The sequence below is a fragment of the Collinsella sp. AM20-15AC genome, from assembly GCF_003471405.1.
Lineage (GTDB): Bacteria > Actinomycetota > Coriobacteriia > Coriobacteriales > Coriobacteriaceae > Collinsella.
This window is the reverse complement of sequence record NZ_QRJA01000002.1, coordinates 1-12052: the sequence shown is the minus strand read 5'-3', so window position 1 is coordinate 12052 and position 12052 is coordinate 1. Positions and strand designations below refer to the sequence as shown.

At 60.2% G+C, this 12052-nt stretch carries 13 protein-coding genes; 12 read left to right on the top strand and 1 reads right to left on the bottom strand.

The annotated features are described in order from the left end of the window. The first annotated feature begins 48 nt into the window (after window positions 1-48). The 10 genes from infA (at window position 49) to DW233_RS00845 (ending at window position 6116) form a co-directional block, all read left to right on the top strand. A complete protein-coding gene (infA, locus tag DW233_RS00890; RefSeq protein WP_035137443.1) occupies window positions 49-267 on the top strand; it encodes a translation initiation factor IF-1 in 219 nt (72 codons plus the stop codon). A 150-nt stretch (window positions 268-417) separates the two neighbouring features. Then, entirely contained in the window at window positions 418-531 is a 114-nt protein-coding gene (gene rpmJ, locus DW233_RS00885) for a 50S ribosomal protein L36 (protein WP_006363204.1), read from the top strand. 14 nt (window positions 532-545) lie between these two features. After that, the gene (rpsM, locus tag DW233_RS00880) at window positions 546-920 is read left to right on the top strand and encodes a 30S ribosomal protein S13 (RefSeq protein ID WP_022094275.1); all 375 of its coding nucleotides are present in this window, start codon (window positions 546-548) and stop codon (window positions 918-920) included. A 14-nt stretch (window positions 921-934) separates the two neighbouring features. Continuing rightward, entirely contained in the window at window positions 935-1339 is a 405-nt protein-coding gene (gene rpsK, locus DW233_RS00875) for a 30S ribosomal protein S11 (protein WP_006235274.1), read from the top strand. Between the two features lie 19 nt (window positions 1340-1358). Further along, entirely contained in the window at window positions 1359-1955 is a 597-nt protein-coding gene (gene rpsD / locus DW233_RS00870) for a 30S ribosomal protein S4 (RefSeq protein ID WP_006235275.1), read from the top strand. A gap of 32 nt (window positions 1956-1987) precedes the next feature. Next, on the top strand, window positions 1988-2929 hold the full coding sequence (locus tag DW233_RS00865; protein WP_118266243.1) for a DNA-directed RNA polymerase subunit alpha: 942 nt from the start codon (window positions 1988-1990) through the stop codon (window positions 2927-2929). 30 nt (window positions 2930-2959) lie between these two features. Continuing rightward, the gene (gene rplQ, locus DW233_RS00860) at window positions 2960-3427 is read left to right on the top strand and encodes a 50S ribosomal protein L17 (protein WP_006235277.1); all 468 of its coding nucleotides are present in this window, start codon (window positions 2960-2962) and stop codon (window positions 3425-3427) included. Between the two features lie 92 nt (window positions 3428-3519). Further along, window positions 3520-4344, top strand: a complete 825-nt coding sequence (gene truA, locus DW233_RS00855) for a tRNA pseudouridine(38-40) synthase TruA (protein WP_118266241.1) — start codon at window positions 3520-3522, stop codon at window positions 4342-4344. A gap of 203 nt (window positions 4345-4547) precedes the next feature. Beyond that, complete coding sequence (locus DW233_RS00850) at window positions 4548-5546, top strand: glycosyltransferase (protein ID WP_147357107.1); 999 nt, start codon at window positions 4548-4550, stop codon at window positions 5544-5546. Between the two features lie 132 nt (window positions 5547-5678). Next, complete coding sequence (locus tag DW233_RS00845) at window positions 5679-6116, top strand: arginine repressor (protein WP_006235280.1); 438 nt, start codon at window positions 5679-5681, stop codon at window positions 6114-6116. 184 nt (window positions 6117-6300) lie between these two features. Here DW233_RS00845 and DW233_RS00840 read toward each other — a convergent pair whose 3' ends face one another. Continuing rightward, window positions 6301-8511 carry a transglycosylase domain-containing protein gene (locus DW233_RS00840; protein WP_117839676.1) on the bottom strand — a complete coding sequence of 737 codons (2211 nt, stop codon included), beginning with the start codon at window positions 8509-8511 and terminating at the stop codon, window positions 6301-6303. A gap of 162 nt (window positions 8512-8673) precedes the next feature. On the opposite strand from DW233_RS00840, the gene DW233_RS00835 reads away from it, so the two are divergent. Then, entirely contained in the window at window positions 8674-10632 is a 1959-nt protein-coding gene (locus DW233_RS00835) for a U32 family peptidase (protein ID WP_158567775.1), read from the top strand. A gap of 96 nt (window positions 10633-10728) precedes the next feature. Beyond that, on the top strand, window positions 10729-11940 hold the full coding sequence (gene tyrS, locus DW233_RS00830) for a tyrosine--tRNA ligase (protein ID WP_089573569.1): 1212 nt from the start codon (window positions 10729-10731) through the stop codon (window positions 11938-11940). Window positions 11941-12052: the final 112 nt, after the last annotated feature.

The window sequence follows — 12052 nt, the reverse complement described above, 5'->3', positions numbered from 1 at the left end:
TTGTAGAATACTCAATCGCTGTCGTTTTCTAGAGAAAGATGATTGCTTGTGAAGAAGGAAGACGCAATTGAGCTCGAGGGTACGGTAAAGGAACCGCTGCCCAACGCCATGTTTAAGGTCGAGCTCGAGAACGGTCATTCGGTTCTGTGCAACATTTCTGGCAAGATCCGAATGAATTACATCCGTATTCTCCCCGGTGACAGGGTTGTCGTGGAGCTTTCCCCGTACGACCTGACCCGCGGCCGCATCACCTATCGCTACAAATAGCGGCACGCATACACGCACTCCATTTCCGGCTGCAGGCTTAGCTCAACCTACGGTCGGATTGTGTGTGAAGACCAGCCATAGTTTTAAACGCCTGCGGCTGGGCGAGTAGATAGTAGGGAAGTAGTTTGAGCGCTACCGAAAGGAAGAACGATGAAGGTACGTCCTTCGGTCAAGAAGATGTGCGATAAGTGCAAAATCATTAGGCGCCATGGCAAGGTCCTCGTCATTTGCGAGAACCCCCGTCATAAGCAGCGTCAGGGTTAAGAGAGGAGACTACGTTGGCCCGTATTAATGGTGTCGACCTCCCGCGTGAGAAGCGCGTTGAGATCGGTCTGACCTACATTTACGGCATCGGCCGCACCACTGCGACGAAGATCTGCGTCGAGTGCAACGTTAACGTGGATACGCGCGTTAAGGACCTCACCGAGGATGAGGTTAACGCCATCCGTGATTATATCGATAAGAACCAGATCATGGTTGAGGGCGACCTCCGCCGTGAGCGCAACCAGAACGTCAAGCGCCTTATGGACATCGGCTGCAACCGCGGCCTTCGTCACCGCAAGGGCCTCCCGGTCCGCGGCCAGCGCACCCACACTAACGCTCGTACCCGCAAGGGCCCGAAGCGTCAGATCGGTGCTAAGAAGAAGAAATAAGGAGCGCTAGATAGATGGCTACTGCTAAGAAGAACGTTCGCGCTGCCCGTCTGAAGCGCGCGGACCGTAAGAACATTTCCGTGGGCCAGGCTCACATTCGTTCTACGTTCAACAACACGATCGTTTCGATCACCGATCCCCAGGGCAACGTCATTTCCTGGAAGTCGGCTGGCCAGGTGGGCTTCAAGGGCTCCCGTAAGTCCACGCCGTTCGCTGCCCAGATGGCTGCCGAGGCTGCTGCCAAGCAGGCCATGGAGCACGGTATGAAGAAGGTTTCCGTCTTCGTCAAGGGCCCCGGCTCCGGTCGTGAGACCGCCATTCGCTCCCTCCAGGCTGCTGGCCTCGAGGTCTCGAGCATCCAGGACAAGACCCCCATTCCGCACAACGGCTGCCGCCCCAAGAAGCGTCGCCGCGTGTAACTGAAAGGATCGTATCAATATGGCAATCGACAGGACTCCTGTTCTTAAGCGCTGCCGTCAGCTCGGGATCGATCCCGCTGAGCTCGGTTACAGCAGCAAGAAGGAATCTATCCGTCAGCCCAAGCGCCGTCGCAAGGAATCTGAGTACGGCATGCAGCTGCGCGAGAAGCAGAAGGTCAAGTTCATCTATGGCGTTCTGGAGAAGCAGTTCCACGGCTACTTCAACAAGGCCCGTAAGATGAACGGCGTCACCGGTGAGAACCTCATGATCATCCTTGAGTCTCGCCTTGACAACGTCGTCTTCCGTCTTGGCTTCGCCCGCACCCGCAAAGAGGCTCGTCAGTCCGTCCGTCACGGTCACTTCACCGTGAACGGCAAGCGCGTGGATATTCCGTCCTACCGCGTCAAGGCCGGCGACGTCGTCGCTGTCGGCGAGAAGTTCCGTGACCTCCTCCCCATCAAGGAGGCTCTGATTTCCTCCGAGCGCTTTGAGGTCCCTGGCTGGCTCGAGGTCGATATCGAGAAGCTGTCTGGTAACGTGCTCGCTCTGCCGACGCGTGAGCAGATCAGCGGTGATATCAACGAGCAGCTCATCGTCGAGCTCTACTCTAAGTAGTCCATCCGGGCTGCTGAGGCTGGAGGTAATACATGTCAGAATTCATTAGGCCTCAGGTTCAGGTCGAAGAGATCAACGAGACGTCTGCTCGTGTCTCCGTCGAGCCGCTCGAGCGTGGCTACGGCGATACGCTGGGTAACTCCCTTCGTCGCGTACTTCTGTCCTCGCTCGAGGGTGCCGCCGTCGAGGCTATTCAGATCGATGGTGCACAGCACGAGTTCATGACCATCCCTAACATGGTCGAGGATGTCACCGACATCGTCCTGAATGTCAAGGGTCTTGTCTTCAGGGCTCTCGGCACGACCGACGAGGCGACCGCCACCATTTCTGTTGACGGCCCCTGCGAGGTCACCGGTGCGGACTTCTTTATTCCGTCCGAGTTTGAGCTGGTCAACCCCGAGCAGCACATCGCTACGCTTACCGAGGGTGGCCATCTCACCATGAGCATGCGCATCGGCTATGGCCGCGGCTATGTCTCTGGCGAGGCTAACAAGCGCGACAACGATCCCATCGGTGTGATCCACGTCGACTCGCTGTACTCGCCGGTGTCCCGTTGCGCCAAGCTCGTTGAGGCTTGCCGTGTCGGTCAGCACACCGACTACGACCGCCTTGTCCTCGAGATCGAGACCAACGGCTCCATCGCTCCGCGCGACGCCATGGTCCAGGCTGCCAATATCATCAACCAGCATATGGCTGCCTTTATGAACCTTGCCGAGACCCCCGAGGTCGAGGAGGAGGCTTCGATCTTCGCTCCCGAGGTCACCAACGACAACGCCGAGCTGGACAAGCAGATCGAGGATCTGGACCTTTCCGTCCGTTCCTACAACTGCCTTAAGCGCGCCAGCATTCACTCGGTCCGTCAGCTCGTTGAGTTCTCGGAGAACGATCTGCTTAACATCCGTAACTTCGGTGTTAAGTCGATCGAGGAAGTGAAGGACAAGCTTGAGTCCATGGGCCTGAGCCTGAAGGCTTAATGCTTCGCATATTTGAGGAGAAACTAGACCATGCGTCACAACGTTAAGAAGGGCCTGAAGCTCGGCACCGATGCGAGCCACACCAAGGCCATGAAGAAGAGCCTTGCTAAGGCCCTCTTCGAGAACGACCGCATCAAGACCACCGAGACCCGCGCTAAGGCGCTGCGTTCGGTCGTCGATCCGATCATCACCTGGGCCAAGAAGGGCGACCTGCACTCTCGTCGTCTGGCTATCGCCAAACTCGGCGATAAGCAGCTCGTTGCCGAGATCTTCGACAAGGCTGCTCAGGGCATGTGGCAGGACCGCAACGGCGGTTACACCCGCATCATGAAGCTCGGTAACCGTAAGGGCGACAACGCTCCCATCGTTATCATGGAGCTCGTCACCGAGCCTTGCACGCCTAAGGCCAAGAAGGCTGCTCCGGCCCCCAAGAAGGCCGCTGCTCCCAAGAAGGTCGAGGCCGTCGAGGAGGCTCCTGCTGAGGAGACCGCTGAGTAGACAATCCGTCTGCATAGGCTATATTCGAGGGGTACGTTCGCGTACCCCTCTTTTTTTGTCGCGATACCGTTGATTGTTTGTTGGGAGCGCCCATGACCGCGCCGTCTGATTTCAATTCGATTCCTGAGCTCGATGCCACGCTTGTATTCCGTGTTGCCTATGATGGCTCGTCCTATAGCGGATTTGCCGAGCAGCCGGGCCAGACGACCGTTGCGGGCGAGTTACGCCGCGCTATCGAGACGCTGCTGCGCCGCCCGATCGATCTGACGTGTGCGGGTCGTACCGATGCCGGCGTGCATGCGGTGGCCCAGTACATTAGCGTGCCCGTAACGGACGCTGAGCTTGCTCTGACGCGCCGTAGGTGGCTGAGGGCTATGGATGCCCTCCTGCCCAAAGATATCGCCATAAACGAGGTCTACAAGGCCCGTAGGGGCTTTTCTGCCCGCTTTGACGCGCGGTCCCGTACGTATACGTACCGTATTGCCGATCGCGATGCGCGCCCCGTGCTCTCGCGCGGTGCGGTGTGGTGGCATCGCTATCCCCTCGACGTCGATGCGATGGCGGCCGCCTGCCCTGCGCTTTTGGGCGAGCAGGACTTTAAGAGCTTTTGCAAGGTTGCCTCTGCTGTGGGCAAGCCCACGCACCGCTGCGTGATGCGTGCGGAGTTTGGTCACGAGGTCGCTTTTGGCGAGGATATCCTGACCTTCACTATCGAGGGCAATGCGTTTTTGCACTCGATGGTGCGTACCATTGTAGGAACGCTCGTGGAGATTGGCATGCATCGTCGCGATCCTCAGTGGATGCGCGAGGTTATTGACGCCCGTGACCGAACCGCTGCGGGTCCCACGGCGCCTGCCTGCGGCCTTACGTTTATGGGTGTGGATTACGGCCCCGACGAGCTTGTCGTTCTCGACTAGGGGAGGGCTCGACGCGGCGTGCGTTGACACCTGTCATCTGTGGGCTGCACGTGTGCAACATCTGTTCTTGGCGTGCAATACAACCGGTGTCTCATTGCTTTTATTGCCGGGGTGTACCATGAACCACGATTTGATTCATTGCTGTCGAGAGGACGGATAACTTGGTTCGACGTGGCTCGCATCCGCGACTTTCGGTGATCCTTGTGGTAGAAGGTTCGCCCAGCTATGCGATGCGTGCGCTCGAGAGTATCCAGAACCAAGACCTCTACGATTTGCAGATTGTCGTTGTTTGCCGCGATGCTGCGCCCGGTGTGCGCCATTCGCTTCAAGTTGCTGCCGACAGGGACATCCATATTGATTTGATTGACGTCGAGGACGCGAAGCGTGGCGCTTGTCTTCGCGCCGGTTTTGATGCCTCGCGCGGCTCTCAAATCATCGCCATGAACGCCGATGAGTGGTTTGCTCCGCAGACCCTTTCCAAGATGGTCGATATCGCGTGCGATACTGCGGCAGACATTGTGCTCCCCTCGGTGTCGCTCGATCGATACGATGCGCACCGCGAGCGTCATTCGCGCGTCTTGGATGCTGCCTCTATTGCCATAGAAGACGAGTCTTCTATGGTGACTGGGCTGCCCCAGTTGATTTTAGGCGGCCTAGTCGCTCAGACCTCTGGCGTGATGTATAGCCGTCCGCTGTTTGAGGCATGCCTGTCGCGCGGCAAGGCGTACCGTACGGTTGAGTTTATGGCTTATGCGCTCTCGCAGGCACGATTCGTGTCCGGCTGCGGCGACGCTTGTTTCCACGCGGTGGCACCTAAGCTTACAGATGCCTTTGATCCCACCATGTATGCCAGGATATCCGATGACACTCGAGCGCTCGACGAGCTTGCGGACTCACTCTCGGAAGCAGATAGCGGTGGTCGGCTCAAGCTGGCAAGCCAAAAGTTCTACTTTGCCGGACTGGTCGCCTGCATCGAGAATTTGTGTCTGAGCCCGCATGGAGTGTCGTCAATCGAGCGTTCCGCCCGCATGCGTGATATGCTCGAGGCGCCTCGAACCCGTCAGATGGTCGCCGCGCTCAAGGACAACCATCGGGGACTCGGTCTGTTGTTTGGGCCGATCGCCAGCGCCAAGCCCGCGCGCTGCGTGATGTGTACGCATCTGGCAGCTTTTCTTAACCGGACGGGCGCAAAAACCGCCTAAACGGCTCATTACGAAACAAACTTGCATAGAATTGTTTCGAAATGCGTTCTTATACACAAAAGCCTTCAAATAGCGTTAAACTATTCAATCACTGATTGATTGTCTCCGCCATCTTTTGGAGAGAGGGTTTGTATGGCTAAAAAACGCAATGGGCGCCAGGATGCCATTAGAGATATTGTGCGCAATAAGGATGTCCGCACGCAGCGCGTGCTGGTCGATGAGCTCCGTGCTATGGGCTTTGATTGCACGCAGGCGACTGTCTCTCGCGATATTGCCGATATGGGGCTGCGTAAGCTCCCTGAGGGCATCTATGTTCTGGCAGAGGACCTGCACCTGCAGCGTATGGTTTCCGAGCTCGTAACGGGCGTTCTGCGTACTGATAATCTGGTTATGATCAAGGCTCAGCCTGGCACGGCTTCCGGCATCGCCGCCGCCGTTGATGCGGCAGAGTTACCCGATGTGCTTGGCTCGCTTGCCGGCAACGATACGATTTTGGTTATTGCCCAGACGGCCGAGGACGGCGAGCGTCTCGAGGCGCTGATCAATAAGTTGAGCAATTCTCGCAAGTAGGTGTGCGGGTCGTGCGCTCGGCATTGTGTGCGCTGACATAGTGGCTTGTAAGGGGCATCGACGTTGGTCGGTACCCCTTTTTGTTTGCCGGTATAAAGACCGCCCACCAGGTCGCTTCAAACTAAAAGGCCCCGAGCAGTTCAATAAGCTGCTCGGGGCCTTGTTGGCTTTAGTCGCGTACTTCTTAGCCGACCGTATCGTCAGGCGTGGGCGAGGGGTCGGGAGTGGGCGTAGGCGTAGGCGTAGGCGTAGGCGTAGGCGTGCCGCCATCGCCGCCGGTCGAACCACCAGTGGAGCCACCCGTCGAGCCACCGGTCGTACCGGTGCCGCCGGTGGTGTCGCCGCCCGTGGTCTCGGTGGTCGTGGTCGTCGTGGTAGTCGTTGTGGTGGTTTCCTCTTCCTCTTCGTCCTTGTCCTTGTCGTCGTTCTCCGACTTCTTGGTGTTGTTGGTGCCGTAGAACTTCCAGACGCTGTTGTTCTTGTAGGTGGGCGCCGTTCCGGTCGCAAACTCCTCGCGCTCGGTACCGGTCAGAACGGTGTTCATAAACCGCTTAAAGACAGGCAGGTTGGTGCTGTCGCCCAGCAGGTCCGTGCCGTACTTTTGGATGGGGATCTCGCCCGCGGAATAGCCGGTCCACAGGGCGCACGCCAGCTGCGGGGTATAGCCGCAGAACCACAGGTTGGTGGTGTTGTCGGTGGTGCCCGTCTTGCCGGCATAGGGCTGGTTGACACTCAGAGCGCCGGCAGCACCCGTACCGCTGCCCTTCATGACGCCGGACAGAACATCGGTGACCGCGGCGGCCTCGCCCTCGGTAAGCACCTGTGAGGGATTGTCGGTGTGCTGGTACAGCACCGAACCGGTACGAGAGTCAATCTCGGTGATGGCGATCGGCTGGCGATAGTAGCCGCCGTTGGCAAACGTCGCGTAGGCGGCGGCCATCTCGAGCGGCGAGATCGAGCCGGTGCCGAGGGTCATGACGGGAACGTCCTCGATGTTGTCCTTGGCGGGGTCGATGCCGAGCTTTTTGACGAGCGAGATGATCTTGCTGTTACCGACGGCTTCCGCCACCTGGATGTAGCCGGTGTTGGAGGAGTATGCCGTCGCCTGCTTAAGCGTGATGTTGCCATAGCTCTGGTTGGCGTAATTTTGGACCTCGGTCGTGGTGCCCTTGGCCTTGAGCGGCGAGTTGCAGTTGAGGGTGACGTTGGGGTTCATGCCGTTTTGGATGGCAGTTGCCAGCGTAAAGGCCTTAAAGGTGGAGCCGACGGGACGCTTGGCCGTGGCATGGTTTACGTGGTTCTCGTCGGCGTTGTAGTCGTAGCCGCCCACCATGCACTTGATGTAGCCGGTCTTGGGGTCGACGACGACCATGCCCATGTCCAGGCCGTCAAGCGAGAGCGTGTCGAGCTGCTCGCGGACGGCATTCTCTGCCACCTGCTGCATCGTGGGGTCGATGGTGGTCTTGACGGTCAGGCCGCCCTTAAAGAGCACGTCGGTCGAGAACTCCTGCTCCAGCAGCTGCTTGACGTAGGAGACAAAGTAGGGCTGCGAGTATACGTCGACGCCGCTGCCCGAGATTTCGGTCACATTGAGGGTGATGGGTTCGGCCTGTGCGGCATCGTGCTCCTCCTGGGTGATGTGGCCCAGGCGCAACATGTTGTCGAGGACCTTGTTGCGACGGGACAGCGCCAGGTCGGGGTTGACCGTGGGGTCGTACTGCGAGGGCGAGTTGGGAAGGCCGATCAACAGCGCGGCCTCGCTCAGGGTGAGGTCGGCGGCGCTCTTGGACAGATAGGTCTCGGCTGCGGCCTCGATGCCGTAGGCGCCGTGGCCGTAATAGATGGTGTTGAGGTACATCATGAGGATCTCGTCTTTGGAGTACATGTCCTCCATCTTGATGGCGATGTAGGCCTCGCGCACCTTACGCTCAATGGTCGAGTCGAATTGCTCCTCCTGCAGGATGGTGTTGCGCACAAGCTGCTGGGTGATCGTCGAGGCGCCTTCGTGCCCGCCGCCGAGGGTTGCCACCGCAGCACGCGCGATACCCCACAGGTCGATACCGCCGTGCTCGTAGAAGCGCTCGTCCTCGACGTCAACGGTGCCCTGCAGCACGTAGGGGGAGACCTCGTCCTTGGTGATGGACTTGCGGTTTTGCGTGTAGAAGCTCGCGATCTTGTTGCCGTTGCAGTCGACGATCTCGGTGGGCTCGCTCACCAGATACGCGTTGGCGTCGGTGTAGTCGGGCAGATCGGACAGCCAGCGGTTGACGTTACCGACCATGCCGATGCCAAACGCCACGCCCGCAATCAGCAGAAAGCCCAAAAACGAGAGCAGGATTATGGGCAGGGCGTGCGTCTTTGAACGGCTGTGTCCCTGTCGTTGGCGAGGACCCATATATTGACCTCCAGGTATGTCGTGCCAGACGGTGGATGTGCCGTCGGGGCAGGATGGACATAAGTTATTACACGATAAACCAAACGGGGCGCGCGAGGCCTCGTGTATGCTGGAAGACGGCATTTTTCAGAGTGAATGCATACCTTGGTAAGGAGTTTGTCGATGGCGATTCGGACGATGGGGCCGAGCGGACAATACGAGACTGGATTGGATGCTGCCGGTGCGGCGCTGCCCGAGCTGCTGGCGCCGGCGGGCGGGCTCGACCAGATGCTTGCGGCCATCGCCGCGGGCGCCGATGCCATCTATGCGGGGTTGGGCGGCTTTAACGCCCGTGTGAGCGCCCATGGCTTTACGGATAACGAGTTTGCGCGCGGCTGCGCCGTGGCGCATGCCCATGGCGTGCGTGTGTACGTAACGCTCAACGTGTTCGTGTTTGACGATGAGTTGTCCGACGCGGTGGCGTTGGGAGCTCATGCACTGGAGCTGGGCGCCGATGCTCTGATTGTCGCCGATGCCGGGTTGGCCTGCGCGCTGCGCGCGGCGATTCCCGGGGTCGAGATTCACCTGTCCACGCAGGCGGGCGCTCATAGCGAGGGTGCCGTGCGGCTTGCCGCCGATGAGCTGGGGGTCGAGCGCGTGACGACGGCACGCGAGCTGACGGTCGACGAGATTGCGGCGCTATGTGCCACGGGCGTGCCCATCGAGGTATTCTGCCACGGTGCGATTTGCATCGGCTATTCGGGGGCGTGCGAGTTCTCGGCCCTGCGGCGTGGACGATCGGCGATGCGCGGCGACTGCACGCAGCCGTGCCGTCTGGCGTACGACCTAGTGGACGAGGCGGGGCAGAGCGTTGTCGCCGTTGAGGGGGATCGTCTGCTGTGTCCGCATGACTATCTGGGTATTGCGCATCTGCCCGAGCTTGTAGATGCTGGCGTTGCGTCGCTCAAGATCGAGGGACGCATGAAGAACCCCGATTACGTATTCAACGTGGTGCGGGTTTGGCGCCGGGCGCTCGATATGCTGCGCGACGGCGCGTGGGACCCCGGTGCCGTGGAAGAGCTTGAGCGCGAGCTGGGAAGGTCGTTTAACCGTGGGTTTACCGATGCGTACCTGCGAGGGCGTTCGGGTGCCGAGCTGATGAGCTTTGAGCGTGCAATTAACCAGGGCGTGCGCGTGGGGCGCTTGGTCGCTGTGGGCCACGAAGAGGTGACCGTTGAGCTCGATGCCGCCGTGGCGGCGGGTGACACGCTCGAGATTCGGTTCTATCCGGGTGTCGACGCGCGTCCCGATGTGCCCAAGCGCTGGCCGCAGGTGCCCTGCCCGGTGGATGCCGCAGCGGGGAAGCGCGTCGTCGTGCATTGCAAGCGTAAGGTGGACGCGGGCTGCGAGGTATACCTGATTCGTAGCGCCGGCGTGTTGGATCAGACGGCGGCGGTGTTGGAGCGCATGCGGGCCGAGGCGGATGCGATTGCGCCCGTTGCGCGTGCCGTTGAGGTGCTGCCCTTTGAGGACGTTGCGGTGGATAGCGGTGCGTCGCCGGAGTTGGTGGAGTGCGCGGTTCCCGCTCGCATGGTTTTTGCTTGGCAGCTGATGGATACCGACCCGCGCAGAGAACTCGATTTGTCCGACACCGTTGTGGTGCTTGACGAGGTGTGCCGCACGGGTGACGCTGACCGGACCCGCTCGCTGATGCAGCGTGCCGGGCGCGTCGTCTGCCGCAACCTGGGACAGGTGGTGATTGCTCGCGAGCTGGGCGTGACGTTTGACGTGGCGGCGCCGGTGTTCTGCGCGAATCGGGCCACGCTTACCTGGCTGCGCGGACTCGGTGCGGGGCGGGTGTACTTGCCGGCCGAGTTGCTCGGCAATGATGCGGAGCGTATTGCCGAACTGACGGCCGAACCTGGTGTTCTGAGCCCTGTCGATGCCGATTGCCCCGAGCTCATGGTGTGCGAGCACTGCCTGCTGACCGCCGAGGGCGTCTGCGCCACCGATGCGACGGGACAGGTCCGTTGCCGCGACTGCTTGCGTCGTCGGCAGGTACGCTATCTGGTCGAGCGTGACGGTACACGTCTGCCAGTTGCCATTGACGCATGCGGCAGGACGAGGATTTTCCTGTCGTAAGTGCCGCGTCGCGTCAGTTTGTTATCATAAGAGAGTTTATGGACTTCCAGCACCGCCGTTTTCGGCGAGGGTGCTATAGCAAAAGGAGGATACCCAATGCTGTCTGTTGACGAGCAAATGCGTATCATCACCTCGGGTGCAGCGCAGATCGTCCCCGAGGCCGACCTTCGCAAGAAGCTTGAGAAGGGCGAGCCCCTCAACATCAAGCTCGGCGTCGATCCCACCAGCCCCGACCTGCACCTGGGCCATGCCGTGCCCCTGCGCAAGATGCGTCAGTTCCAGGACCTGGGCCACAACGTCACCCTCATCATCGGCAACGGCACCGCGCTGATCGGCGACCCCTCGGGCAAGAACTCCACGCGTCCGCAGCTTTCGCAGGAGCAGATCGAGGCCAACGCCGAGACCTACGTGAGCCAGGCCATGAAGATTCTGGACCCCGAGAAGACCACCATCGTGCATAACGGCGACTGGATCTTGTCGATGGACCTGGCCGGCCTGCTGCAGGTGTGCTCCAAGTTCACCGTCGCCCGCATCCTTGAGCGCGACGACTTTACCAAGCGCTACCAGTCCCAGACGCCGATTGCCCTGCACGAGTTTCTGTACCCCGTGATGCAGGCCTTCGACTCCGTTCAGATCAAGGCCGACGTGGAGATGGGCGGCACCGACCAGCTCTTCAACCTGCTCGCCGGTCGCGAGCTCATGGAGAAGATGGGCATGGAGCCGCAGATCGCGCTTACCATGCCGCTGCTCGAGGGCACCGATGGCGTGCGCAAGATGTCCAAGTCCTACGGCAACTACATCGGCCTGACCGATGCTCCCAAGGATATGTTCGGCAAGACCATGTCCATTCCCGACGAGATGATCGGCAAGTACTATCGTCTGGCCAGCTCGCTCACCCCGGCCGAGGTCGACAAGATCGATGCCGCCCTGGCCGATGGCTCCGCCGACCCCTACGAGCTCAAGCGCGCTCTAGGCCGCGACCTGTGCGACACCTACCACGGTGCTGGCGCCGGCGACGAGGCTCAGGCCGAGTTCGACCGTGTGTTCAAGGAGGGCCAGCTTGCCGACTTCCCCGAGAAGCACGTTGAGCTGACCGTCAACGACGAGGGCCAGATTTACCTCGCTGGCCTGCTCAAGGACCTGGGCCTTTCGGCCAGCGCCGGTCAGGCCCGCCGCGACATCGACGGCGGCGGCGTCAAGATCAACGGCAAGGCTGTGGCTTCCAAGAGCTACAACATCGATCCGAGCGCCCTCAAGCTGGGCGACACCCTCTCCGTGGGCAAGCGCAAGGGCTTTAAGTTAGTCTAACGAGCGAGTTGACCTCACAAGTGCAATAAGGCCGCAGCCGGGAATCCCGACTGCGGCCTTTTTGGTTAAAGGCTTTAGCCTGTGCGGGGCGCGCAGCGCGCCGCATCAGAAA

Bases quoted from the DNA above. Each gene is read 5' to 3' on its own strand.
- rpmJ (WP_006363204.1), top strand. From the start codon at position 418: ATGAAGGTACGTCCTTCGGTCAAGAAGATGTGCGATAAGTGCAAAATC.
- rpsK (WP_006235274.1), top strand. From the start codon at position 935: ATGGCTACTGCTAAGAAGAACGTTCGCGCTGCCCGTCTGAAGCGCGCG.
- rpsD (WP_006235275.1), top strand. From the start codon at position 1,359: ATGGCAATCGACAGGACTCCTGTTCTTAAGCGCTGCCGTCAGCTCGGG.
- DW233_RS00865 (WP_118266243.1), top strand. From the start codon at position 1,988: ATGTCAGAATTCATTAGGCCTCAGGTTCAGGTCGAAGAGATCAACGAG.
- rplQ (WP_006235277.1), top strand. From the start codon at position 2,960: ATGCGTCACAACGTTAAGAAGGGCCTGAAGCTCGGCACCGATGCGAGC.
- truA (WP_118266241.1), top strand. From the start codon at position 3,520: ATGACCGCGCCGTCTGATTTCAATTCGATTCCTGAGCTCGATGCCACG.
- DW233_RS00845 (WP_006235280.1), top strand. From the start codon at position 5,679: ATGGCTAAAAAACGCAATGGGCGCCAGGATGCCATTAGAGATATTGTG.
- DW233_RS00840 (WP_117839676.1), bottom strand. From the start codon at position 8,511: ATGGGTCCTCGCCAACGACAGGGACACAGCCGTTCAAAGACGCACGCC.
- DW233_RS00835 (WP_158567775.1), top strand. From the start codon at position 8,674: ATGGCGATTCGGACGATGGGGCCGAGCGGACAATACGAGACTGGATTG.
- tyrS (WP_089573569.1), top strand. From the start codon at position 10,729: ATGCTGTCTGTTGACGAGCAAATGCGTATCATCACCTCGGGTGCAGCG.